This is a genomic window from Bacteroidota bacterium, assembly GCA_030706745.1.
Classification (GTDB): Bacteria; Bacteroidota; Ignavibacteria; order Palsa-1295; family Palsa-1295; genus PALSA-1295.
On the sequence record JAUZNX010000011.1, the window covers coordinates 63,097 to 87,684 of the forward strand.

The window sequence follows — 24,588 nt, forward strand, 5'->3', positions numbered from 1 at the left end:
TGACACCAATGGTGAAAGAAGAATGACAAATGACGAATGACTAAGGCCAAATTAGGGATAGAAATTCATGCCATCCGACATTTGGGGCTGTGCGTCGTCTTTTGTCATTGGTCATTGAGTAGCCATCAACGCCTTAAGCCTTCCGATGACCTTTTGTGCTTCGGGAACGCGGAATAGATAGTACAATACAAGTGTGAATATGGCGGTGAGCACGGCTCCAATCGCAAATCGAGCCAAGATTGGAGCCTGACTTGCCAAGGCGCCCGTCAGCAAATAGCTTGCAGCAGTGGCAGCCGATGCAATAAGCACAATTCTCGTCGTCCGGCCAAGTTGGAAACTCGGACCGATCCAGCGCTGGGCCAGCATACTCTCAGTAACGCACGCGCCGGAGTTTGCGAGTTGCGTGCCGATCATCGCTCCCAAGCCTCCCCAGTGTCGGATCAGAAAATAATTCGCGACAAGATTCGCAATGCCCCACCCAAGACGGTTAAAAAAAACAACGCGCTCCTTGCCGATCGTGACTAATGACGTCACGTGTAGGCCGCCGCCGAAGCCCAGGACCGTGACGGCCAGGGCACCGAGGCCAAAGGTGACCATCGGCACGGCTCCCGCGAATTTCGGACCGTAAATCGCTTCCACCCCCAGCGGAGCGAATGCCAGCATGAAGAAAATGAGCGGAGCAGTCGTGACGGACTGAAATCCCGCAATATCGCGCCGGGCGCGATAAAGCCGCGGAAACGGGCGCGATGGAGTTCCGTCGTGTGCCTCCTCATCGGTGTGGGCCAGTTCGCTGAAGACGGCGATGAGTGTATGGCCGAGCCCGAAGAGAAAAATGTACTCCGTCATGAGAACAATGCGGGCTGCTGCCTCATAGAGCCCGATGTCGGCCGCGTTCTCTCCGAGCATGGCGCGCATCATGAGGAAGTCGGGTTGACGACCCAGAAGCGTTGTGAGCATGTCGTTGCCCCATGTCGTGATGCCATAGAGCATGAACGGCAGCACTACGAACACGCGAAGATAGCTTGGCCGCCCGATGAGCCGCGTCAGATGTAAGATGACCTGCTTGAGTTCTCGCCCGATTCCGGGGCTGCTCGTTGGCTCGACCAGTCGATGCACCCAGGGCAGCAGCAATACTGCATTCAAAACCGGCGCGATCGCAAAGAGGGCAACGGCGCCTTCGAGTGTCAGATGATTGGTGAAGACCATCACGACGCCGCCCGCAAGCATCAGCCCGCGCGTGACTAAGCTCGCGAAGAAGATCCATTTGACTTCGAGCAGCCCAATCAGCGTGAAGGTGGAAAACGCCACGCCCACCTGCCCGAATAGGAATATCATGAGGTATGGCCAGAGCGTGCGGAGGTTTCCGAGAGAGGCCGCAAACGATGGGACATATTCCGGCACGACACCAAGCGCGACCGCGACAAGAATGGAAATGACGAGCGTGACCATGAGGCGGAAGGCCAGCATCTCTATCAGAAACGGCCGGACACCCTCGATCTTCTTCTCGCCGTATTGTGACTCGCCGCGCGCGATCCGCGGTAAGTAGCGCAAGAGCACGCCATCGACGGCAAACGCGGCGAGGATCGCGAGCGTGGTGCAGATTGAACAGTAAACGGCATAGTTGCCTCCGAGTTCGGGACCGAACTTGCGGACGACAAGAATGGAGTAGAGGCTCATCCCGCCGTACTCGACCATCTTATACAGGTGATTCCACGCGAATCCGCGGGTGACCCGATGGCTGCTCATCGTACTGTTGAATGAGTGACGAACACTTCTTCGATCGCATCGCGCGCATCCAACGCAAACCGATGCCAGCTATAATGCACAGTCGCTCGTTCGCGAGCGCGATTGGCGAGTTGTTCCCGTTTCTCGGGTTTCAGATCGATGGCAATTCGAATCTTGGCAGCTAGATCCTCGGCGTTATTCTCTTGAAAGACAAAGCCAGCATCGTCAATGACTTCCGGGATCGCACCCGAAGATGACCCAATCACAATCTTCCCGGCAGCCATGGCCTCGACGAGCACCCTACCAAATTGTTCGGCCCACATCGCTTTACGCCGGCTAGGCAACACAAGAATATCGAGTGCATGCATGTAATCCGGTACCTCCCCATGCGCGACCGAAGGTACATGACGAAAATCAGCAGCAATGCCTCGCACCGCTACGAGTCGCAAAATGGCCTGCTCCGCCTCCCCGCTGCCAACAAGCAGTAACTTCATCGCGCGGTCCGGAATTTCCTGCTTCAGATTGGCGAACGCTTCGATTAGAAGATCGACACCCTTCATCTCGATCAGGCGTCCAACATACCCAATCACGAGGTCGCTGTCAGCAATACCAAGGGCCACTCGAACTTCGCGTGCTCGTCCAGGTCGTGGAGCACTATATGCAACGGAGTCCACCCCATAGCCAATCGTGCGCACCGGCTTTCGAAATCCGGAGTCGCGCAGCACTTGAATGCCAGCCGTATTTGCGGTTAACCCAAAGTCCATTCGAGGAAGTGTCCAGCGCGCAACATTCCGATAAAAGGATGATGGCCGGTAATCGAAAGTCGTCAGCGAAAGATTATTCCAGGTAAAGAACACGACCGGGACGGTGGGCGCCAGAAGGGATCTAATGAGAAGGACTTCCGCTGCGAACACAGAGAATGGCTCTTCCATCAGGAATATGACTTCCGGGTTTGACTGTCGAAATGCGCGTATGATTCCACTCCGGTAAAATCCGCGATTTTCATAACCTCGCCAGCCAGCATTCCCTATCACCGCGGCATACGGCGATCCGGCTTGCAACTCTTCAAATGGCATTGGCCGCCCATTCATGCGCCAGGCATCGACCGTGAGCATTGTCAACTCGGTTTCTGGCAAGGCCCCCAACTCGTCAGCCGCCCGTCGGTAGAGGCGGTTCGCAAACATGGAGTTGATGATGAGAACGCGCACGATGCTGTGCTAAATGGTTACGCACTCGGAGATTGTTCGGCCACGATCTCGGTCGGGGCCAGCAGCGTAGCGCGCTTGCCATGCCGAGCGGTCCGCATGATATTGACCAGCCGGTAATGGACCGCAGGCCGGTCGCGAATATCCAGAACAAAGGATCGCACCCAGACGAACCCCATCGTTCCAAACAATCCAAGGATCAGTCCCACGATGCCAAACAATTTTGTATTTGGCGCTGTGGGTCCAGTGGGTGGCAGCGCGCGGTCGAGAATCTGCAATGAGGGCAGGTCGCGTTCTTCGTTGATCCGTTGCTCTTCGAGCTCCTGCCGGAGGAAACCAGTGACTTGCTCGAGCACCTTCGTTTCACGCATGTAACCCGCAAGTTCGCGAGCAAGCGCCGGAGCATTCTTCAGCGCGATCACGTATTCGCCGGCCCCACCGTCATCGTACTTTGCGAGTGCCGCTTTCGAAGCATCGAGTTGCGCCGTCAGTGCTTTGACGCGTGGCGATGATGCTTCGAGTTCGTGGGATTCGACACCTAACTCCATCTCGGTCTGCTGGATTTGGCCGGTCAGGGTCGCCGCGGCAGAGACGGTTGCCGCGAGTTGCTCCGGAAGAGAAATAGCCTGATGCGTTTCCTGAAATTGTTGAAGCCGTGCATACGAGCTATCGAGCTGTGCCATCTTGAGTTGATGTTCAGCCTCAATAAATACTCGGGTGTTGCGAGCGCTGGTCATCAACCGGTCTCGATTGAACCGGTCGAGCGCGCTAACGAATGTATTCGCGATATAGGCAGTCATCATGCGCACGGAGTCCCGCTGATGCGCGGATGGAAATCGCGGTGTGCGAAGTTTGATGCTCACCGTGAACATTCCCGTTCGCATGGCCTCGCTCGAAAGGCTTCCCTGCAACTGACCAACAATCCCTTTCCAACTGGTATCGCTCCGCTTCAGATAATCGTGAACGATCGAATCACGAGCCACGTCCTCGGCAATCGTGCGAGATTCGACGATGGTCTTAAACAGATCGAGGGTGGGATTGTCAGCGCCCGCGCCATTCTTCAGAAAGTCGAACGCGGACGAAGTATTCGCAAGGAAGGCAAGCATTCCGCCAGATCCCGAGCGTTCCGGAGGCAGCACCGTCGCCGTCGCTTGATACGTCTCAGGCAGGAACTTGGCATATACGAACAGCACCAATCCGCCAAGGAATGCTCCCAGGATTATGAGCTTTACGTGGCGAACCAGCAGCAGCCAGAAATCTGGACGCGCTTTGGCGTATTGCGTAGTGGTCTGACCGTTTGGATGAGATGACATGGCGAATTTACTTCTTAAGCAGGAGATAAATACCGGCGACGAGGGTTAAGACTTGTGCCGTCAGTGCCGTAAAGGTCGCCACGTCTTTCCAAAATTCTGAATGCTCCGCCGGTACAATAATCATGTCGCCCGGCGCTATTTTGTAGTCACGCGAAGACCGAGGATCGATGTATGAACCGGTCTTCGGATTCACGACCCGGACCGCGCCTCGGTCGGCATTGGATGCAAAGCCGCCGGCCTTTGCAATGTAGTCTTCGTATGCACCACCTTCGATGTAGACAACATTTCCTTGCTGATTTACACTGCCGGAAACGGTGACATACCCAAGCGCGCGAGGAATATAGATCGAGTCCTGCTCGCGCAATAAGATATTCTGGGACTGATCGTTCTTCGTCATAAGCGACTTGAAGTTCACGACCATAGTCGAGCGAAAGAACTGATCGGCTCGCGCGGTATAGTAACCGTATTCCTGCTCGGTCATGCCTTCCTTTCGCAGTGGTGCGATCTGCATGATGCGGCGAAATTCGGGATCGGTCTCCCATGAGCCTACCCCAACACGACGAATCAGGACTGCCTCATCGAGCGAGGCCGTTGGCAATGTTCCACCGGCACGGTCGAGAAGGTCCTTCAGGCGTGTCGTGCCAGGCTCGATCGAAAACCGGCCTGGAAACGGCACTTCGCCATTGACACTTGCATATCGTTGTACATGATATTGAGTCAGCGACCGAATAAAGATTTGATCTCCATCCTGAAGCGCAGGATTTTGGCCATGCTGATAATCAACATATGTTCGTTGCGCGTGCGATGGATCGCTGGCACTAAATCGCGCAAGTTCGATCGAATCTGTTATCGCCGCTGGGAGTAATCCGCGTGCAAGCGCGATCACGGTCGAAAGGGAATCGCCCTGGACAAATTCCATCCGTTGCGGTTCCGCAACGCCGCCATAGATTGTTACCGATTGCATTGCTGGTGGGACGATGATGACATCGCCACCTTCAATCGTCGGGTTGGCACTCAGATCACCGAGCGCGTAATATCGCAACAGATCGGCACGCGCCCGGATGGCACCGGTCGCCGAACGGATCTCGATGCCGCGAAGCGACGAGGTCTTCAGCATTCCACCGGACCGGTCGATTACCTCGCTGACCCGTTGAAGCACTGTCGCTGTCTGGATTCCAGGCTGGAGCACTTCACCCAGCAATGATATTTTGACCGGTCGAACGCGGCGCATGGAGAGCGTTGCGTCCGGCGTCTTATATTCCCGCGATAGCAGGGTTGCCACCAGCTTTTGGGCCGCTGTGAGTGTCAGTCCCGCAACCTGCGCCTCACCGATGCGTGGAATGATTACTTTGCCCTCTGGCGTCACGGTCAGGTCCTGATCGAGCGAGTGCATGGCATACACGTTCAAGTACAGACCATCACCCGGACCCAGTATATAGGTATTCGGGTCGATCGTCCCTTCAAGCGGTTGGGATTCGAATGCCGAACCACCTCGGCGGCCAGCGAGCAACTTCTCGGTCGTGGTATCGGCGACCCCAAGCCGATTTTGGTATGACGAGAAAACTTCGCTCGTGCTCAACTGAGCGTGCCCGGCTCCTGGCAAACCGGCTACCATCACGAACAGGATTAGGAGAAGAAGGCGAATGCGGTTTGAATTCAACGAATTATAGCAATATGATAGCGATTGGCACCGCCCGCTGGCCGTGCCGCTTCGGCCGTCCGGACCACGGCAAGATCAAGTCCTTGCTGGATGGCCGACTGCTCGTTCAGGCGAGCAGACCTTTATGTTATCAGCTAATCGTTGAGTTCCGATTCATGCGACTTGGGACAGGGCATTTATGAGTGCCTGAAATCCTGGAAAGACGTTTAACTGCTCGTCACCGCGCATTAGACATTTCCTAACTCCACCCATCGCTCCAAAGCTTTGTCGAGACGCACGCTCAATTCTGTCAGCTCCGCGATGAGTGCACTTGTCGCTTTATAGTCGGATCCGGACGTGTTCAGCGCGGCTTCGATCTCGGATTTTCTGTTCTCGTCGGTGGTAATCTGCGATTCGAGAGCGTCCAGCTCTTTCTTCTCTTTGAAAGAGAGCTTTCGCTGCTTGGGCTCGACCGTCTTTTCTATTTGCTTCGAAACCTTCTTCGGCGTTTCGGCCGAAAGGCGTTCGCGTTCTTCTCTATCTCGAATATCCAGAAAGGCACTGTAGTTGCCCGGATATTCCCGAATACGGCCATCACCTTCGAAGCGGAGCACGCGATCGACCACACGATCGAGGAAATACCGATCGTGGCTTACAGCAATGACACTACCTGCAAACGTATCAAGATAGGATTCGAGCGCGACGAGCGTCGGGATGTCGAGATCGTTCGTCGGCTCATCAAGCAGCAGGACGTTCGGTGCTTCCATCAGGAGGCGAAGTAAGTATAGCCGCCGTCGCTCGCCACCACTAAGTTTCGAGATCGGCGCGAACTGCATCGCTGGTGGAAACAAGAATCGCTCGGCCATCTGGCTCGCACTGATTGTCATACCCTCGGCGGTCGGTAGGTTCTCACCAGCTTCTTTGACGTAATCGATCAGACGCTGGTCCTCGTTCATGCGGCGATTCTCCTGATCGTAATAGCCGACGTGAACCGTAGTGCCAAGACTGATCTTACCAGCGTCCGGCTTGATCCGTTCGATAACCATGTCGAGCAGAGTCGTTTTGCCGGTCCCATTCGGACCAATGATTCCGATGCGATCGCCGCGCTGTAAAATGAACGTGAAATCCTTGACAAGCACGAGATGGCCATAGCGCTTCGAGACTTTTTCAAACTCGATCACTTTGGTCCCAAGCCTCCTGCCAACGGCGCCGATCTCGATTTCCTGCTTCGGTTTTTCGCGCGGCGCCGAAAGCATCTCTTCCGCCCGATCGACGCGCGCCTTTTGCTTGGTCGTCCGTGCTTTCGCACCGCGCCGGAGCCATGCCAGCTCTTGCTTCATGAGTTGCTTTCGCTTCTCATACTCGATGCCGCGGCGCATCTCTTCCGCTTCTTTCTTTTCGAGATAGTAGGAATAATTACCGGAGAACGTCTGTGTCGTGCCACGATCGATCTCGACAATCCGATTCGTGACGCGGTCGAGGAAATAGCGATCGTGCGTTACAAGAAACAGTGCACCGGAATACCGAGCCAGATAATCCTCGAGCCATTGGATCGTCTCGGCATCGAGATGATTCGTCGGTTCATCGAGTATCAGCAAGTCCGGCCGAATGATGAGCGCATGCGCGAGTGCGACCCGCTTGCGCTGACCACCGGAAAGTGTGCCGACAATTTGCTCGGTATCGTGGATGCCAAGTTGCGCGAGAATTGTCTTCGCGTTTGTCTCCAACTCCCACGCGCCGGCGGCATCGATCTGGTGAGAGAGTTCGGTCATTTGCGTGAGCAGCTTCTCGTTCGCGTGATCGTGCGCCAGCGCGGCACACGCCGCTTCGTAGTCGTGAATAAGCTGCATCGCGGCGCTGCTTTTCGAAAATAGCGCATCCAGAACGGAGAGCTTGGAGTCGAACTTGGGCTCCTGCGGAAGGTAGCCGATCTGCGCGCCTTCGGCAACGATGACCTCACCGGTATCCGAAGGCATCTCGCCAGCCAGGACGCGAATTAGCGTGGTTTTGCCCGAGCCATTGACCCCAATCAGTCCAACGCGGTCTGTCCAGTCAATACCAAATGTAACCGCTGAAAATAGCGGCTTATTGCGGAAGTCTTTGCTGAGGTTGAGTGCGGTGAGGACGGGCATGGAAGCGTTAACGTAGAATGGCGTTCATTGATCGGGATCACGAATAACAGTTCTCAGGCCCATTCCGAGCCTGAGCCATCAACTCAATGGATTCGGCTCGAAAGCGTCCTTGCCAATGGGGATGCAATGCAAATTCAGGGGGCAGTGTTCTAGCTCGTGACCATTCCAACAAAAGCCAGGACTTCCTCTCTTACTCGGGCCCCAAAACTACACAAGCATGCAGCATTTTGGAAATATTCAGCTAATCGCCGCGGTATGTGCGTTCGGACTTTTGGGCTGTGCCGCCTCGAAGACCGACCTTCCGGTTGTCAAGAGTATTGACCTCCAAAAATACTTAGGCACATGGCATGAAATTATGCGGTTGCCAAATAGCTTTGAGTCCGGATTGACTTGCGTTTCTGCTACCTACTCGCTCAAGGAAAATGGTGATATTAAAGTCGTAAACTCCGGGCATAAGATTGACGAACCTGCAACGATCAAGACCGCGACGGGAACGGCGTGGATCCCCAACCGTGATGAACCCACTAAACTAAAAGTCAGATTTTTTTGGCCATTCTATGGCAACTATTGGATCCTCGCCTTGGACGATGACTATAAGTACGTAATGATCGGCGAACCGAAAAGACAATATCTCTGGATACTTGCTCGGGATAAATCGCTTCCTGCCCGGACAATCGACGCACTGAGGGCTCAAGCGAAGGCCCAAGGATTTGATGTTGCCAAACTGGAGCAAATCGCCCAAGACTGTTCTTAGAACGATCTCATCTGAGAGATTTCGTCGCACTTGGTCGCGAACGCACATTGCAGCGCGGAACACAAATTGGTTCAAGAGTACTTTAAGCACCTTAGCATTACAGCATTCTACTATGAGTGGACACAGCAAATGGTCGCAGATTAAGCGGAAGAAAGCAATCACCGACCGCAATCGTGGACGACTTTTCACGCGGTTTATCCGGGAGATTATGATTGCGGCGCGTGAAGGCGGCGGCGATCCGACGGGAAATCCGCGTCTGCGATTCGCGATCGAGCAGGCACGAAAGAACTCCATGCCAGCTGATAATATCAAGCGGGCGATTGCGCGCGGCGCGGGTGGTGAAGGCGGCGCGGCGCTCGTCGAAGGAGCCTACGAGGTCTATGGTCCGGCGGGTGTCGCAATTATTGTGGAGACTGCGACCGACAACAAAAACCGTACGATTGGCGAGATCCGCCACGTCCTCAGCAAGTTTGGCGGCAATCTCGGAGAATCTGGCTCTGTCAGTTGGATGTTCACCAAGGCAGGTACGATTACGGTGCCACGGACTGCTGCCAGCGAGGACAAACTGCTCGAACTTGCGCTTGATGCCGGTGCCGAAGATCTGAAAACAGACGATCCGGATTTCTTCGAGATCCGTACCGCGCCCTCTGATTTCGGCAAAGTTCGCGATGCGTTGGTCAATGCGAATATCTCGATCGAGGAAGCAAAAGTCAGCATGATTGCGGAGAACCTCGTGCCGATCTCCGGGGCGGACGCAACCAAACTCGTAAGCCTCATGGAAGCACTCGAAGACAACGACGACGTGCAGAACGTGTTCTCGAATGCGGACATCGATGAATCGGCACTGGCCGAAGCATAAAGGCAATTACGAATATTTTCACACTAGTCATTGCGAGGAGTGCGAAGCACGACGAAGCAATCCCGTCCGGTTTGACTTCGTGAAAGGGATTACTGCGTCGCTTCTCGCAATGACACTCTATCGAGGATGATGGTCTACAAAATACTCAGTGTTTGTTTTTGGGTCGTTCTCTCGCCTGCCATTACATTTTGCCAGCATGCCACACTCTTCAAAGACGTCCGAGTTTTCGATGGCCTCAATGTGCTGCCGCAGACAAACGTCCTCATCGAAGGCGAGAAGATCACGAAAATGGGGCATGGCTTTGATGTGCCGATTGGCACGGACACGATCGATGGCATGGGCAAGACACTGCTGCCGGGACTCATCGATGCGCACGCGCATGTCGGTGGGAATGCGCTGGAAGATGCGATCATGGCCGGCGTGACGACTGTACTCGACATGGGAGGCGATTCGGATCGTGCGATCCCGCAGGATGGTCTCTCGCGTGCCGACATTTTTTGGGCCGGGCAGTCGATCAATACGAACAATCTGTCTAACAACGCTCGCCCCGTTCCTCCGGCTACGATGTCGGATACAGTCGATCTGCGTCTTGCACATGGATCCGACTATATCAATATCGACGATGTTTGTGGAACAACTGGCGCCTTAAAACGGAATCTTCTCGCAATTGTAGAGGCGACCCATAAGCGCGGACGACTTGTCGTTGCGCACCTTACTTGTGATGCGCGAGAGTGTATTCAAGCGGGAATCGATGGCTTAATCTGCGACCCCGCCGCATTGGATTCATCTGTCATGCGGCTGGCCCGAGCGCACAATGTCTTTGTCGTCCCGAGTCTGGCATCGCTCTTCTGGCAATCTGGCGGCAGCAACGCAGAGCTTGCATTCGACTCGAATATCAGGGCCTATCTGCCGCAAACGAGCGCGAACAACCTTGCGAGACCATTTCCCGGCGGTGGCGCCGCGATTAATTATTCGGACGCCGAGCGATCGACCAAGTCCTTGCAGCTTGCACACGTTCACGTCTTAGCCGGCACGGACGCGCCGAATCCCGGGACTGCCTTTGGTGTAAGCATGCACCGCGAGATGGAGCTGTTGGCAAAAGCAGGAATGACTCCTGTTCACGCATTAGCGGCCGCCACCGGATTTGTTGCGGATGCCTTCCATCTTGGCGATCGCGGTCACATTCATACTGGCTTTCGTGCGGATCTGTTGCTCGTCAATGGCGATCCAACTACAACCATAACGGACACGCGGAGTATCGTCGGAGTATGGAAGCGAGGGCACATGCTGGACCGAACAGCGTATCTTGCTAAGTGCGCAGAGCAACGCCATTCGACAGGTATGCGGTAGTCGTGCCCTTTTGGCACGGCTACTGAGCCAGATAGTCAAGGATGTCCTCCGCCAGGCTTTGCTGATTGGCTTTACGCGCAACGATTTCGGGTCGGCGGCGAAGGGTTTCTTCGACGGCTTTCGCCGTCGTCTCTCCGATGGTGGCAAGGGCCGGTAGCTTGCGGATATGTTCGGCCCCCATTTCGGCGAGCGCCGTGACAAAATATGAAACGGCCGATGGCGAGAAGAAGGCGATGACGTCCGGACGCGACGGACCTTCGAGCAAGTGGAGCAATCGTGCCGCATCGCCGAGTGATGGGCCTTTCGTATAGTAGAGTGTTTGACGTTCGGGTTGAGCCCCAAGTTCGCGGAGCGAGTGCTCGAGGATTTCAAGTCCAATCTGCGATTGCAGGAGCAAAATCGGCTTACCGGTTAGATCGCGCGCCGATAGCATTGCAGCCAATTGATGGCTACCTGCATGTATTGGAATCGGTAGCGAGATTTCGAAGCCGAGCAATTCGAGCGCATCGGAGGTTGCTCGCCCCACGGCGCCAAATCGGGCCGTGATGCGAATGGCATCGAGCAATCCAAGTTCGCGCACTCGTTCATTGAAGAAATAGACAGCAGTCGGACTCGATAGTACGATTGCATGATAAGCACCGTGCGATGCACGCACGAGCACCGCATCGAGATCATCGGTCTCGCGGGGCAACTCGAACCGGATCATCGGGATTTCGAGGACGATCACTCCGGCGCCCTTTAGCGTCGTATGAATGACATCCTCGCCAGAGGAGCGAAGCTGAGGACGCGTTAATAGGACGCTCGACATTGCCTACGCTTCGGGGTGCGGGCTGACCGGGGTTTCCCTGGCCTCGAGACGAAACACTTCGTCCAGGATTTGGCGCCCACCTTGTCCGAGCAATATGCTCGCAAGCTCTGCACCGATGTGCGCGGCATCCGTCACGGGACCAGATTGCGAGCCACGGATCACGGACTCACCAGTAAGGGCGGCCACGCAGGCAGTCAGTTCGAGTGTGTCGCCGATAACTCTGCCGAAGGCGCCAATCGGCACCTGACACCCTCCGCCCATCTCTGATAGTAGTGCGCGTTCGGCGGTAACGGCGTAGCGTGTCGCAGCGTGATCGAGCGCCGCGAGAAGGCCGATCGTTTTCGGGTCATCTGCGCGACATTGAATGCCAAGCGCACCCTGACCCACTGCCGGTAAGACCCATTCGACGGAGATCGCATGGACCATGTGCTCGGTGAGTCCGAGGCGGTGAAGTCCGGCACTCGCAAGGATCATACCGTCCCAATTGGAATCGAGCATCTTGCGAATACGAGTTGGAACATTGCCGCGAATATCGATGATCTGAAAATCGGGCCGCTTCGAAAGGAGTTGCGCTTTGCGTCGAAGGCTTCCAGTGGCAATTCTCGCTCCATCGGGTAAATCCATGAGGCGCGTGTTCGGGTCCTTGGCGAGGAAGGCATCTTCGACCGGAGCACGTTCTGGAATCGCCGCGATGGTGAGATCCTCCGCGATGGCAGTCGGCAGATCCTTCAGGCTATGGACAGCGATGTCGATACTTCGATCGAGCAGCGCGGTTTCAATCTCCTTGGTAAAGACTCCTTTACCGCCAATCTGGGAAAGCGATGAATCCAGGATCTTATCACCCATCGTATGGATGATTTCAATGTCGATCTTGAGCCCGGGATACCGAGCGAGCAGAAGGTCACGAACATGGTTCGCTTGCCACAGCGCTAAATCGCTGCCTCGAGAGCCGATAATCAAGTGTGTAGAGGTTGATTATGAATGCCATTGTCCTTCAATCGCCTGTTCCCACTTCTGTAGCATCGCATCCTTTTCGGACTGCGTGAGTGCCACCAAGGATACGGGCAATCGTTGGACCCATGCGAATTCCAGTTCGTCCAGCGTTTCGCCAAAACAGGATCGAAACGTTTCGGGCGTAATGGGATCTTCGCTTTTTGAGAACGCCACAACGCGATCGTCGCTGAATGTGTCACCCAGGTAGAGAAAGAATGCACCGAGCAGCGCCAACTGATCGGCGGCAAGACGCTCTGGGGCACTGGGCCAGAATCGACCGAGGGAGACACCATGTGTGAGGGTAAGATGGTGGGCAATGACATCCGGGTGCGCACCGAACAGTGGAAAGCATTCCTTGGTAATCGCCAATCGCTCGCTCAGGAAGATGCCAAACCCTTCCTCGAGAGCCGCCCAACCCGGCGTGTCATGGTAGTGACGCGCCACGCGGGCGATCCGCATCGCATGTGTCACGTTTCGCCCGATATCATTTTCGGCGCGGTGGCGACTGGTCTCGACCAAATAAATCGCTCGCTCATCCAGGTTGAAGTGCGGCTCTACAGTACAACCAAGAAGTGTTGCCGCGCGCTGATCGATTGCATAAACGTGAAAGCGATCGGTAAACGATTCGTGTGTAAAATGGAAAATTTGGTTGTAAGCCGTCTCAAGCGTATCGAGAATCGAAGCTGACCGATCGGCAAAAGCAACTCGATCGTATGTGAGTGCGAAATGGGGGCTGGTGCGGTGATCCCATTGCACGCGTGCGCGTAGTTCCTGATCACTGATCGGGACATGCGGTCTGGTCGTAATGACCCTCGGCCGATGCGCGGGAAGTTCTATTTCAGCACCGTGTTCGAATAGAGCGCCACCAGAAGCGGCGTGGATACCACCCATAACAGCATTCCCATCGGCAACATGTATCGCGATCGCCATAATCTTACCGCTCCTCTCGCAATCCTTTGTCCAGCGTGATGTAACCTTACATAATACATAATATAAAGTCAAAAGTCAAGTGACTTTCAAAGAATACTTGCAGAAGAATGACAATTGCTTGTCTTTGGGACGCGTTTATGTGCCGGAGAGAGCACGTTCATAAGCTGCTTCGTACATCGGGACGATGCTTTCTTTCGAAAATACTGTAACAGCACGGTGAAGTGCGCCGCGCGAGAGACTGGCATGAAGGTCTGGATCGCGAAGCATTTGAATTGTTCGATCGGCAATCCCATTGACATCACCCATTCCTACGACGAAACCGGTTTCGCCATCAATATTAAGCTCTGGCAAACCGCCGACATCGCTGGAGACGACCGGGACTCCACAGGCCATGGCTTCGAGCGCAGAAAGTCCAAAGCTTTCGTTGCCGGATGGGATCAGGAAGACATCGCTTGCGGAGAGGATCGAAGCTAATTCACTCTGCTTTCCAAGAAAGCGAGTCTGCTGCCAGATTCCAAGATCGCGCGCGAGTGCTTGACATTCGCCACGGTCCGGACCATCGCCGACAAGCAGAAATTTGGCTTTGACGCCGGACTCCAGAATGATTTTGAGCGCGCGGATGGCATCTTTGACCCGTTTGACTTCGCGAAAGTTCGAGATATGGATCAACAGTTTTTCCCCATTCGGAGCAAGCAATCGTCGAAGGTTTTTGGCGTCAACCGGTCGAAATACTTCGGTATCGATGAAGTTTGGAATGACTTCGATCTCCTTGCCGACCCCATAATTACCGATTGTCTCATCGCGCAAGTAGCGCGAAACGGCTGTCACGCCGTCGGAGGATTCGATCGAAAACTTCATCAGCGGCTCGAAACTCGGTTCGAGACCGACCAGCGTTATGTCCGTCCCGTGAAGCGTGGTGACGATTTTGATGTCACGATCTCGCAGGATCTGTTTGGCGAGCACGGCACTCGTAGCGTGTGGAATCGCATAGTGCGCATGGATGAGGTCGAGTTTTTCGAACCGCGCGACTTCCACCATCTTACTCGTGAGGGCCATCGAGTAGAGCGGAAACTCAAAAAGCGGATAGGTGGACATCTCGACCTCATGGTAAAAGATGTTGTCGATGTATTCAGACTCGGTATGGCCGATGCCAGTGAGTCGCATCGGGAGTGCGTAGGTGATAAAGTGGACACGATGCCCACGGCTGGCAAGCGATTTCCCCAGTTCGGTTGCGACGACACCTGAGCCGCCGTAGGTAGGATAACAAGTGATTCCGATATTCATGCAGTTTGGGAAAACAGAGAGCGTCCGCACTTCGTCCCGCTTCGAACTGTTGCGTAGTGACACAGATGACGAACGAGGAGGATTTTTATTACACCATTGCCGCGCCATTGCGCGCGCCCGAGCTGAAGGTCAGAGGCTCGCGCTTCATCGCGGACCTTCTGCCGATGGGCTCCAAGGAGGAGATTGATGCTGCGTTGGCAAGCATTCGAAAGGAATTTCACGATGCCACACATCATTGCTTTGCATATCGTCTGGGGGCTGATGCCAAGCTGGTCCGTGCCGCGGATGATGGCGAGCCCAATGGTACTGCCGGCAAGCCGATCCTGCTTGTTCTTACCTCGCAAAAACTGACCAATGTTCTTCTTGTCGTGACGCGCTACTTCGGTGGCACAAAACTTGGCACGGGTGGTCTCGCACGAGCATACGCCGAGTCGGCGCAACAAGCGGTCTCGATGGCGCATATCATTCGGGTTTATCTCACGAGCAATGTTGCCCTTCAAGTGCTCTATGAGGATTTGCCCGCGATGGAGCGGCTGATCAAAGCGTTCGAAGGTGTCATTCAGGAATCAACATATCTCGAAAGTGTGTCGCTGATCGTCGCGATTCGGCGATCCAAAATCACCGAGTTCCGTCATGCTGTCAAGGATACGTTTCATGGCCGCGTGGCGGCGGAATTCCATACGTAAAGTGCCAGCGACCGTCGATCTCATCGGAAATTTCGTGCATTGCGCGTGAATATTGACTCGGGCAATAGTTCTCGGCCTGCAGCAAATTGCTGAGGGTAAGCCGATCTGCATTCGGCAACTCTGCAAGATGCAGATACACCTGTGAAATCGCCAGCGAATCGCTTTTGCTCAAAATATTCTTGTCAGGGAAAAAGCTGTTTTCGGACGCCCTTCGCTGAAGTTCATCCCCTTGAAAAGGATTTAGTTGCGCGGCCCTCGAAAGCTTACCGGATTCCTGAAGGATTAGACTCTGTAGCACCCGAATCGCAAACGTGACTCGATCGACGTATTCGGTTTGATGATGTGTCGATGCCATGGAATCAAGCATAGGCATGCGCGACGAGTCAGCCATGGACCGACTATGGTAAAGCGAATAGAGATATCGATGAAAGATCGGCGCAATGTCTGATGTATCCAGAACAGCACGCAAATACCCGGATAGAAATTGCGTTGTATTGAGCTTTACTCTTTGGGCGCTATCGTAATTCGATTCAGACTGTCCATTGTTGAGCATTGCACTTAGATCTCCTTTTTCCAGGTACAGTACTGCGCGTTGTTTGTTGATCGCTGAGAACCGAGTCGTATCCAATAACGTGAGCGCGCGGCTGGCATCACCCTGCATGAGAATGGAATAGCATTCACCAATGAGTGACTCCATTCCACCGCCTTCTACTTTGGCGCTATGATACAGTCTTTCGGCATCTGCGTAATGACTCTGCACGAATGCGCCACGCGCCCTGCGAGAGAGTTTTCCGATGCGCCGTAGGCAAGGATTGAATATGATCGATGCTCGCTCGTAATAGTATTGAAAATGGGCAGAGTCCTCCGGATTCAAAGAGGTCATAAGTGGCGCCAATGACCGCTTCCATTCTGCTTCCAATGAATCGAGCGATTTGCCATACTCTTTCTCGAAATTGAGCCACAAGTAAACTCGATCGAAGTGCTTGGCGCCGTACGTGCGGAGCAGATACCGCGAAAACGAGCCTGCGAGGACATAGCTTTTGGTCGAAGCATTTGCTGCAAAGCCGGTAAATGCCATCACGGATTTTACACCAGGGGCATAATGCAGTTGAAGAATCCGCGCCGCGTGTTCATCCAGCGTATAAAGTCCATCGAACTCCGGCTCGACGGACATTGCCGCACCCTCTGTCAGTCCCGTGGACCAACTTGCGTAGAACGGCCAATCTGCCTTCTCCCGCATGAGGACGTGCGTCAACTCGTGCTTTAGCGAGTGGAGATTGCTTTTCATGATATGCACCTCGCCGAGCCAAGGCTTCGCAATCGAGGCGGCGCGAGTGCCGATCGAGGAAAAGAGTGCCTCCGCCGAAGGATAGATGTAAATGTTGGTTGGGCTGATTGTATCATGCAACTCAAATCGGCGACGGACATCAAACAGGTACCACCGCAATTCGTCGATAATCTCGCGAGATTCATCGACAGTCATACTCGCAGAGTCATAATGGATTTGACAATTACTGCCGACCTGAAGTATGTTCGGAAGTCTCTGTTGTACGCTTAAGTGGGAGGACGTAATACGGAATGCATCATTTTGCGTGAACAGACCGAATGCAGTAACAAAAAGCGCAAGCGGAATTCCATTACGCAAAAGGAGTGATCGCCTTGAGCGAATCGCTAGCGGTAGGGAAAGAATGAGCATGAACCACAGCAGATTCTCTAATCGAAACAGGAGATACGCATTCGTTAGCTCCAGCGCTTCATCCCACACGAAACCCGGGAAGTATCCATACTGCCAGCCATACGTGAAAAGCTGTGGATTCGTATAGCCCGGCAGAAGTGAGAGGATCAGTGTGACAATCCAGAAGCCGAAAAAAATGAGAAAGCTCGTTCGTCTCTTTCGAAATAGCATCGAGAACGCTGCACCGAACCCACAACCAAGAAGCGCACTCGGCAACGCTATTTCAAGATAAAAGACGACACCATCCCACAGTGCGCAATTCCGAAACCATAAGAGAGATGCGAAAGAAATCACGAGTGGGATTGACCAAAGCCAAAGAGTGCGGACCAAGTTTCTACGCCAGGATTGCGCATTCAAACTGGCTTGCATGCCGCACACAAAGCTGAGCGCAAGCGCCGTGAGCGTGGAATATTCGAAGCCAAGGGTTGCAAAAAGCGGGCTCGAAATCGCGATCTCACACATCGAAATCGCCCCCACGAGAACGAGGTATGGCCAGAAGCCAGTCAAAAAGGTCTTGTTAATCACGGTACGAAAATAGAGCAATTTCAGTCGGTTTTGTTGCAAAGCCCAATAAAGTACCGTAACTTTGCAGTTCAGAATAGCAACCTCATTTTTTTAGCGTTAATATCGGAAGAATGGCAGCGAACACACTCGTCACCATCACATACTCGGTGCCCGGGGCCAAACGAAGAGAATTCGATGGCATCATTCGGGATCTTGAGAGCCGCATCAACGGCTCCCAGCAATCCGTCCGGTTCTCGGTTTATCAGGCCGAGGACACACCCGGCATGTATGTCGAGCTTTATGAATGCGACTCCACCGCCGCCTATGATGCCCTCGAAGACAGTCTGGACGACGAAACAAGTCAGCTGATCCGGCGCATCGCGACGGATTTCGCCGAAGCCCGACAGGCCGTCATGACCTTGCGCCGGCTCTCGTAGCGGCAACCAGTAAGCTGTTGGAGAGCCATGCTCTGAAAGCAGCACACTGGAAGTCCGACTCGAATGTTGGGAACGGCCCCGGATACCTTACCGGTTAGGCGTTCCTCACGTGGGGCAATTGGCGCAGTTGGTTAGCGCGCTTCCTTGACATGGAAGAGGTCACAGGTTCGAATCCCGTATTGCCCACTTTTTGGTGCTAAGTTCGAATACTCAGTGCTGAGTATGGAAATCGCCATCTCTCAGGACTTAGCACTCAGCACAGCACTTCCTCATGCTTCAGGCAAAGACTAAGATAATCGCGACGTTAGGTCCTTCGAGCGCGACCGAAGAAATCATCGAGAGACTTGTCATGGCTGGGATGGATATTGCCCGGCTGAACTTCTCGCATGGAACTCCGGAAATTCATCTCGATGTCGCCACGAAAGTCCGTACTGTCAGCGACCGGCTTGGCCGGCATATCGCGATTTTTGCGGATCTACCTGGCCCAAAAATCCGAACCGGCGATGTTGCCGATCCCAATGGGGTGCTTCTCATTGCTGGCACCGATGTCCGGCTGGCGTATGATCCTGAAGTACACACGACGCCTGAGCGGATAACGACATCCTATCAATTTCTTGGTGTCGATGTACGGCCTGGACATCAGGTCTTGCTCGATGATGGTTCGATCGAACTCGTCGTGCATTCCATCGTTTCTGATACGGAAATTCTCTGCACCGTTAAGACCGGTGGAATCCTGAAGAGTCATAAAGGCATCAATTTTCCTTCAACGATCCTTCGAATTCCCACGCTGACCGACCATGATAAAGAAATCGTCCGGTTCGCGATTCAAAAGATTGGCGTCGATGCGCTGGCCCTTAGCTTCGTTCGAAAGGCTGAAGACATTCGCGAACTGCGCCAATTCCTGAAAGACGAATTTGGCGATACTTCAACGCCGTTAATCGCCAAAATCGAAAAGCCAGAAGCTGTCGAGAATATCAAGGATATTCTCGCGGAGACGGACATGATCATGGTGGCACGCGGTGATCTCGGCGTAGAAATGCCCCTGGAACGTGTCCCACCGATACAGAAGCGCCTCGTCGATCTTGCCAATGCCCGGGGCGTGCCTGTGATTACTGCTACGCAGATGCTCGAATCCATGATTGCTCATCCGCGACCAACGCGTGCCGAGGCCAGTGATGTAGCCAATGCGGTGTTCGATGGTTCGGATTGCGTGATGCTCTCCGCTGAAACCGGTGCTGGTTCCTACCCGGTCGAATCCGTAGCAACCATGCGAGAAATTATTCTAGCTGCGGAGCGGAGTGGTTATGTACGCGTCGAGCGAGATTTTGTGCTGCCGCAGGACGAAGTCGAATATGCAACCGATTCCGTGGCTCGCGCGGCATGTGTGCTGGCCGAGGAGGTAAACGCGCAGGCCATCATCTCTGCAACGCTCTCTGGACGTAGCGCCCGATATGTGGCCAAATACCGATACTCGAAAATGGTGATTGGCATGTCCACCGATGATTCAGCATTGCGACGCATGGCATTCTATCACGGTGTGATCCCGATGAAACTCGAACAGGTCGGGACGTTCGATGAGACGCTCGACCGAATGATCAGCGATGCGCAGGCACGTGGACTTATCGGGACGACTGGATGGGTCGTTCTTACTGCAGGCCATCCGATTTTCCAGGTCAGCCATACGAACATCGTGAAGGTCCATTTACTCGGATAGTCGAAGCAATCGCCAGTTTGCCTTCACATCCTAATGATGGAGACTCTGATACTGGAGCACGATCAATTGGTCGATAAGGGCCTTTCTCCCATCCGGATTTGCTCGGGTATCAATAAGCTGAAATCGCTCCGACTCATGGATGCTCACACTTGGTGGAAGCGTGCTATCGATAAACATTCGTGCGTACTTTTTCTCGAATAGTCCGGCGAGATAGGGCCGATCGGATGGAGCGCGAATGAAGGCCGTATCGATCAACCCGTTGACTCGCACCATGTTGATCGGGCTACCATAGAACCAGCCGAACTTGGCATTTGGATACATCGCGCCAAGCGTCGCGGCATCGAACCAGTAGTCGGTTCCTGGCGTAATGAGAACAAGGGTCGAATCCAATCGAATGGTTGTGATCAATTCTTTTACTTCATTTTCACCATTGGCTTGCCCTCGCACCTTTCCGAAGCTGAATAGATCATTGCTGGCGTAGTAATGTAGCGAGACACCGCTCGAGCTCTCGTTCCGGCGTTGGCTTGGCATGGCAATTTGAGGGTCAGGCAAGAATGCAGGAAGTAGAAAGAATAGTCCAAGATTGGTCACAAGATAGATGGGACCTGTCACCTGTATTCTTCCTCTGTCCAGCGCAACAAGTATGACACATGGCGCGAGCACCATCGCATCATGGAGCATATCCTCGCGCGAAAAAGTATTCAGCAACAAAAACGCGGCTAGGATAACAAAAGCAGGCTGGACCTCGCGTGCCAGACCAACACCTAATCCAGACTTTTTAACAAAGGGAAGCAATAGCAGTACATTGACAGAAAATAACCCGATGATGATCCCTTGCGCAATCAGGCTGATTTCGTGCGGTTTATAGAACGTGGGCAAAATCATATCCCAAACATGCGTCGCACCGTGGTAGAATATTTCTTGAAGTAAGTATGATATTGCTCCGATCAAAACCAGTCCGACAAGTTGATACGTTTTCCGAGATCGGGGCGTGTACGTTGTGTGATGTAGATTCAATCCGATCGTGACTACCGCAAGCAACAGCACAAAGGGCCAGAAGCCTATCGAGAGGCTCAGTCCAAAGATCAGCGCCGCTAGCCGGTGATTGCGTGTCTTATCACTGGCGAATAGATAAAGCAACCACACAGCAACGAACAGAGTCAGCAATTGCGGGGCAAATGTATGTGCGAAGTACAGTACGACTATATTCAACGACAGCATTGCTGCGGCAATAATTGTCGAGGTGCGATTTCCGTTGTTGAGTCTCTCGACAACTCGCGCAAAGAGAAAGATCGTGAGACCGAAGATAATCGCCCGGAATATCACAAGCGCCGCAAACGCATCACCGGTCACATACGCGATGAGACGCGGCAACCACAGCCAGTGAATACGTAAGACCTCGAATCGATCCGGCGATCCTTGCATCCAGTGTTCTATGCTCTGCAAAGTGAGAGCGCTCGAATCAGTCCCGATAATCCACGGTGGGATCAGGGTGAGGAGCAAGGCGCAAACTCCTGCCCACAAAGGGAGGGTCGCACCTTTTTTTGTTTCTTCGGGCTGATCCATGCTTAACTTTGCATGATAACCACGGGCACCCTATAGGCGCTCCCAGAACTGATTGCGCTTATGAGAATACTCATCTTTTTTCCAGCGATCTTCTTACTTTCATCCATCTCGTTTGGCCAGCAAGCGATAATCGTCGTTCAGGCCGATAGCAGCGATGGGCAGATGCTCTATCTCACTCGGTTCCATGCGCCGGGTCTCGAGTATGACCGGATCGACTCGGCCAAGGTGAGCGGACAACCCGTCCGCTTCACGGTTGTACCGGACCCGATACGGCCATACGAGATTCGACTTGGATGTCAATACGTTTGCCAGCTCTACCTTGCTGCTGGGGACAGCCTTATCTATCATTATTCGCCATCGAATCTCGATCTTGTGTTCGATCGCATCGGAGCGAACAAGGCCGCTCAAGATACGGCGATCCGCCCACAAAGTCAATGGCTCTTCTATCGTGCGATGGGTGACAGGAATTGGGCGAGCACCAGATCGTATGTAACTGCCATTCGTCAAAAGATGGAAACGGAGGCAGGACGGCTGCTTGCTCAATTCCCGGAACATCCCGGTCTTGCATCGGCATTGCGCGCGGACGCGCTGCGCTGGTACTACGAGCCTCAGCTTCGCTACTTTTACCGTTACTTTGACTCTTCCGAAGGTATTGCGTCCGAAGACCCGAATCACTTGAAGTTTATCGATTCGATTCAATGGAGCCATCAAGATCTTGTCCATAGTAGTGACATGGATGGCTTGGTTAGCGAATGGCTCAACTTGGCCGGCTGGCGGTCCGGTATTCATGGCCCGGAGACATCGGAAAAGGATCGAGACGAAGTGGGAATCGAGATAGCATTCACGCTTCCGCCACCCTCCCGGGATGTCGCAATCCTGACCGCAATGAAAGAGCTAACATGGCTATCGCCAAGCAAGGCCGTGGCGATTGGCGAACGGGCGATCGCCCGATACCGTCCGCTTGCTTCGGACACAGCGTATCTCATCGCCTGTGAGAAGAGCTTGGATGCCATCCGCTCGCGCCTGCCAGGCAAGTTGGCACCAGCGTTCTCGCTCCCGGACTCAACGGGAAGACTTCATGCACTCGCTGATTTTCGCGGAAAGGTCATCTATCTCGATTTTTGGGGCACTTGGTGTCACCCATGTGTTCAAGAGCTTCCCGCACTCAGAAAGCTCGAAGAGAAGTTTGCCGGAGATACGTCTATTGCCTTTGTCAGCATCGCGATTGAATATCGCCGGCTTGCGGCATGGAAGAAATTCTTACAAACCCAGAAGCTTCCCGCTACCCAACTTTATGCGGAAGGTCAGTTCCATAATGAGACCGCTCGGGCTTATGGTATCGAAGGCGTCCCCACCTACATGCTCATCAACCGCGACGGCACCTTCATCGATGCTGCAGCGCCCCGGCCAAGCAGTGGCAAGGCCGAGGCCGCAATTCGCAATGCGCTTACGAAGTCAGGAGACTAATCCATAATCCGCTTTAGGAACGCCGGCTTATCGTCGTGATCGCGGGAGCGATGTTCTTCGGGCTTCGGAGTCTCTTGCGCGACAGCTTGCGGCTCTTCCGCCTCGCCGATTGGCGGAAGCTGCACACCACGACGCAGATACGCCGGCTGGTCGAAGTCCTTAAGGTCGCGCGGACCTGATGGCACGTGCCGGGTGTCCGAGCGTGGCGTAAGACGCGACACTGAAGATGCCGTCGGATGCTCGGATACTTCCACTGCTCCTCCATCGAATGATGGCGAACGATCTTTTTCTCGAAGCGTACCGCGAGGTACGAACATTCGCTCGACGCGAGGAAGTGGGACCGACTGCTGGTCTGCCATCGTCGTCTCACGGATTGCTGGACGCGCAATTGCGACGGTCTCTTCCGGGGTGGCTTGGACAATTCGCTGCGTTCGCAATCGAGGTACGATTTCCTCCGCATGTTCCGATGCCCGAGCCGGACGTAATTCACCGCCACCTCCGACACTCAGCCCATTGTATTTGGGCCGTGAGTTAAAGCCCGTCGCGATCACGGTCACCATGATCTCTTCTTCCATCGATTCATCGAGCACGGCACCAAAGATGATATTGGCATCGTCACCGGCCGCATCATGAATGATCTGCGTTGCCTCGCTGACTTCAAGCAGCGACATCGAGCGACCGCCCGTGATGTTCACGAGTACGCCCTGAGCCCCCTGAATGGACACCCCTTCGAGCAGCGGCGATGAAATCGCATGTTCGGCAGCGACGGACGCACGGTGCTCGCCGCGACCGACACCTGAACCCATAATGGCATCTCCCATTTCGCGCATGACTGTGCGAACGTCCGCGAAGTCAACGTTGATGTAACCATGTCGAATAATGAGTTCGCTAATACCACGGGTTGCGTTGTACAGCACCTGGTTCGCGAGAGAAAAGCCATCGAGAAACGACGTGGAGTTCTCGACTAGCGCGAGCAACTTCTGATTCGGAATAACGATAAGTGTATCGACATTCCGTCTTAGCTCTTCAATGCCGTCCTCCGCCTGGCGCGAGCGGCGCTTGCCTTCGAAGGCGAAGGGTTTCGTGACAATCCCGACCACGAGCGCACCGATGGATTTTGCGATCGAAGCTACGACAGGTACACCCCCCGTTCCGGTGCCACCACCCATGCCCGCTGTAACGAAGATCATATCGCTGCCGGCCATCATGTGCATGATTTCCTCGCGATCTTCTTCGACTGCCTTGCGACCGACTTCGGGATCCGCGCCTGCGCCAAGTCCGCGCGTCAGGTTCTTCCCGATCTGAAGTTTGATCGGCGCCGTACTTTTTTCAAGCGCCTGAACATCGGTGTTGAGCACGCAAAATTCCACGCCCTCCAGACCTTTGTTGATCATCGCATTGACGGCGTTCGAGCCACCGCCACCCACGCCGACGACTCGGATCTTCGCGCCGTATTCCTGTTTGGTATCGAGTTCAATCATGATAGT

The 24,588-nt window shown here is 54.1% G+C and carries 19 protein-coding genes and 1 tRNA gene; 8 read left to right on the forward strand and 12 right to left on the reverse strand.

What is annotated here, in order from left to right; all coding sequences use genetic code 11:
• Positions 1-111: 111 nt before the first annotated feature.
• The 5 genes from Q8902_12245 to Q8902_12265 all read right to left on the reverse strand — a co-directional run bounded on the left by Q8902_12245 (position 112) and on the right by Q8902_12265 (position 8,014).
• Positions 112-1,746, reverse strand: a complete 1,635-nt coding sequence (locus Q8902_12245; GenBank protein MDP4200325.1) for an oligosaccharide flippase family protein — start codon at positions 1,744-1,746, stop codon at positions 112-114.
• Entirely contained in the window at positions 1,743-2,933 is a 1,191-nt protein-coding gene (locus Q8902_12250) for a glycosyltransferase (GenBank protein MDP4200326.1), read from the reverse strand. The genes Q8902_12245 and Q8902_12250 overlap by 4 nt, the downstream gene beginning before the upstream one ends.
• A 17-nt stretch (positions 2,934-2,950) precedes the next feature.
• Entirely contained in the window at positions 2,951-4,243 is a 1,293-nt protein-coding gene (locus Q8902_12255; protein ID MDP4200327.1) for a Wzz/FepE/Etk N-terminal domain-containing protein, read from the reverse strand.
• 7 nt (positions 4,244-4,250) lie between these two features.
• Positions 4,251-5,903, reverse strand: a complete 1,653-nt coding sequence (locus Q8902_12260) for an SLBB domain-containing protein (protein MDP4200328.1) — start codon at positions 5,901-5,903, stop codon at positions 4,251-4,253.
• A 227-nt stretch (positions 5,904-6,130) separates the two neighbouring features.
• Entirely contained in the window at positions 6,131-8,014 is a 1,884-nt protein-coding gene (locus Q8902_12265) for an ABC-F family ATP-binding cassette domain-containing protein (protein MDP4200329.1), read from the reverse strand.
• Between the two features lie 217 nt (positions 8,015-8,231).
• Here Q8902_12265 and Q8902_12270 point away from each other — a divergent pair, with 217 nt between their 5' ends.
• The 3 genes from Q8902_12270 (at position 8,232) to Q8902_12280 (ending at position 10,977) form a co-directional block, all read left to right on the forward strand.
• Positions 8,232-8,768 (forward strand): lipocalin family protein, encoded by a 537-nt coding sequence (locus Q8902_12270; protein MDP4200330.1) that lies wholly within the window; start codon positions 8,232-8,234, stop codon positions 8,766-8,768.
• Positions 8,769-8,880: 112 nt separating this feature from the next.
• Positions 8,881-9,627 (forward strand): YebC/PmpR family DNA-binding transcriptional regulator, encoded by a 747-nt coding sequence (locus Q8902_12275; GenBank protein ID MDP4200331.1) that lies wholly within the window; start codon positions 8,881-8,883, stop codon positions 9,625-9,627.
• Positions 9,628-9,753: 126 nt separating this feature from the next.
• Positions 9,754-10,977 (forward strand): amidohydrolase family protein, encoded by a 1,224-nt coding sequence (locus Q8902_12280; GenBank protein MDP4200332.1) that lies wholly within the window; start codon positions 9,754-9,756, stop codon positions 10,975-10,977.
• 19 nt (positions 10,978-10,996) lie between these two features.
• On the opposite strand, the gene Q8902_12285 is transcribed toward Q8902_12280, so the two are convergent.
• The 4 genes from Q8902_12285 to bshA all read right to left on the reverse strand — a co-directional run bounded on the left by Q8902_12285 (position 10,997) and on the right by bshA (position 14,992).
• On the reverse strand, positions 10,997-11,785 hold the full coding sequence (locus Q8902_12285) for a uroporphyrinogen-III synthase (GenBank protein ID MDP4200333.1): 789 nt from the start codon (positions 11,783-11,785) through the stop codon (positions 10,997-10,999).
• A 3-nt stretch (positions 11,786-11,788) separates the two neighbouring features.
• Positions 11,789-12,745 (reverse strand): hydroxymethylbilane synthase, encoded by a 957-nt coding sequence (gene hemC, locus Q8902_12290; GenBank protein ID MDP4200334.1) that lies wholly within the window; start codon positions 12,743-12,745, stop codon positions 11,789-11,791.
• Between the two features lie 15 nt (positions 12,746-12,760).
• The gene (locus tag Q8902_12295) at positions 12,761-13,708 is read right to left on the reverse strand and encodes a hypothetical protein (GenBank protein MDP4200335.1); all 948 of its coding nucleotides are present in this window, start codon (positions 13,706-13,708) and stop codon (positions 12,761-12,763) included.
• A gap of 135 nt (positions 13,709-13,843) precedes the next feature.
• Positions 13,844-14,992, reverse strand: coding sequence for an N-acetyl-alpha-D-glucosaminyl L-malate synthase BshA (bshA, locus tag Q8902_12300; protein ID MDP4200336.1), 1,149 nt, complete (start codon positions 14,990-14,992; stop codon positions 13,844-13,846).
• A 65-nt stretch (positions 14,993-15,057) separates the two neighbouring features.
• On the opposite strand from bshA, the gene Q8902_12305 reads away from it, so the two are divergent.
• The gene (locus Q8902_12305; protein ID MDP4200337.1) at positions 15,058-15,678 is read left to right on the forward strand and encodes a YigZ family protein; all 621 of its coding nucleotides are present in this window, start codon (positions 15,058-15,060) and stop codon (positions 15,676-15,678) included.
• On the opposite strand, the gene Q8902_12310 is transcribed toward Q8902_12305, so the two are convergent.
• A complete protein-coding gene (locus Q8902_12310) occupies positions 15,632-17,977 on the reverse strand; it encodes a hypothetical protein (protein MDP4200338.1) in 2,346 nt (781 codons plus the stop codon). The two genes, Q8902_12305 and Q8902_12310, sit on opposite strands and share 47 nt — an antisense overlap.
• Before the next feature lie 71 nt (positions 17,978-18,048).
• Between Q8902_12310 and Q8902_12315 the strand changes: the two genes are divergently transcribed.
• The 3 genes from Q8902_12315 (at position 18,049) to pyk (ending at position 20,068) form a co-directional block, all read left to right on the forward strand.
• A complete protein-coding gene (locus Q8902_12315) occupies positions 18,049-18,354 on the forward strand; it encodes a hypothetical protein (protein MDP4200339.1) in 306 nt (101 codons plus the stop codon).
• A gap of 112 nt (positions 18,355-18,466) precedes the next feature.
• Positions 18,467-18,540: transfer RNA gene (locus tag Q8902_12320), tRNA-Val, on the forward strand.
• Between the two features lie 85 nt (positions 18,541-18,625).
• Positions 18,626-20,068, forward strand: coding sequence for a pyruvate kinase (gene pyk / locus Q8902_12325; GenBank protein ID MDP4200340.1), 1,443 nt, complete (start codon positions 18,626-18,628; stop codon positions 20,066-20,068).
• Positions 20,069-20,098: 30 nt separating this feature from the next.
• Here pyk and Q8902_12330 read toward each other — a convergent pair whose 3' ends face one another.
• On the reverse strand, positions 20,099-21,634 hold the full coding sequence (locus tag Q8902_12330; GenBank protein MDP4200341.1) for a hypothetical protein: 1,536 nt from the start codon (positions 21,632-21,634) through the stop codon (positions 20,099-20,101).
• A 60-nt stretch (positions 21,635-21,694) separates the two neighbouring features.
• Here Q8902_12330 and Q8902_12335 point away from each other — a divergent pair, with 60 nt between their 5' ends.
• Positions 21,695-23,101: a TlpA disulfide reductase family protein gene (locus Q8902_12335; GenBank protein MDP4200342.1), complete on the forward strand. Its 1,407-nt coding sequence runs from the start codon at positions 21,695-21,697 to the stop codon at positions 23,099-23,101.
• On the opposite strand, the gene ftsZ is transcribed toward Q8902_12335, so the two are convergent.
• Complete coding sequence (gene ftsZ, locus Q8902_12340; protein ID MDP4200343.1) at positions 23,098-24,582, reverse strand: cell division protein FtsZ; 1,485 nt, start codon at positions 24,580-24,582, stop codon at positions 23,098-23,100. The genes Q8902_12335 and ftsZ overlap by 4 nt on opposite strands.
• Positions 24,583-24,588 lie beyond the last annotated feature (6 nt).

Excerpts from the sequence above, each read along its gene's own strand:
- Q8902_12245 (MDP4200325.1), bottom strand. The coding sequence starts at position 1,746 with ATGAGCAGCCATCGGGTCACCCGCGGATTCGCGTGGAATCACCTGTAT.
- Q8902_12255 (MDP4200327.1), bottom strand. The coding sequence starts at position 4,243 with ATGTCATCTCATCCAAACGGTCAGACCACTACGCAATACGCCAAAGCG.
- Q8902_12265 (MDP4200329.1), bottom strand. The coding sequence starts at position 8,014 with ATGCCCGTCCTCACCGCACTCAACCTCAGCAAAGACTTCCGCAATAAG.
- Q8902_12270 (MDP4200330.1), top strand. The coding sequence starts at position 8,232 with ATGCAGCATTTTGGAAATATTCAGCTAATCGCCGCGGTATGTGCGTTC.
- Q8902_12275 (MDP4200331.1), top strand. The coding sequence starts at position 8,881 with ATGAGTGGACACAGCAAATGGTCGCAGATTAAGCGGAAGAAAGCAATC.
- Q8902_12280 (MDP4200332.1), top strand. The coding sequence starts at position 9,754 with ATGATGGTCTACAAAATACTCAGTGTTTGTTTTTGGGTCGTTCTCTCG.
- Q8902_12285 (MDP4200333.1), bottom strand. The coding sequence starts at position 11,785 with ATGTCGAGCGTCCTATTAACGCGTCCTCAGCTTCGCTCCTCTGGCGAG.
- Q8902_12295 (MDP4200335.1), bottom strand. The coding sequence starts at position 13,708 with ATGGCGATCGCGATACATGTTGCCGATGGGAATGCTGTTATGGGTGGT.
- bshA (MDP4200336.1), bottom strand. The coding sequence starts at position 14,992 with ATGAATATCGGAATCACTTGTTATCCTACCTACGGCGGCTCAGGTGTC.
- Q8902_12305 (MDP4200337.1), top strand. The coding sequence starts at position 15,058 with ATGACGAACGAGGAGGATTTTTATTACACCATTGCCGCGCCATTGCGC.
- Q8902_12315 (MDP4200339.1), top strand. The coding sequence starts at position 18,049 with ATGGCAGCGAACACACTCGTCACCATCACATACTCGGTGCCCGGGGCC.
- pyk (MDP4200340.1), top strand. The coding sequence starts at position 18,626 with ATGCTTCAGGCAAAGACTAAGATAATCGCGACGTTAGGTCCTTCGAGC.
- Q8902_12330 (MDP4200341.1), bottom strand. The coding sequence starts at position 21,634 with ATGGATCAGCCCGAAGAAACAAAAAAAGGTGCGACCCTCCCTTTGTGG.
- Q8902_12335 (MDP4200342.1), top strand. The coding sequence starts at position 21,695 with ATGAGAATACTCATCTTTTTTCCAGCGATCTTCTTACTTTCATCCATC.
- ftsZ (MDP4200343.1), bottom strand. The coding sequence starts at position 24,582 with ATGATTGAACTCGATACCAAACAGGAATACGGCGCGAAGATCCGAGTC.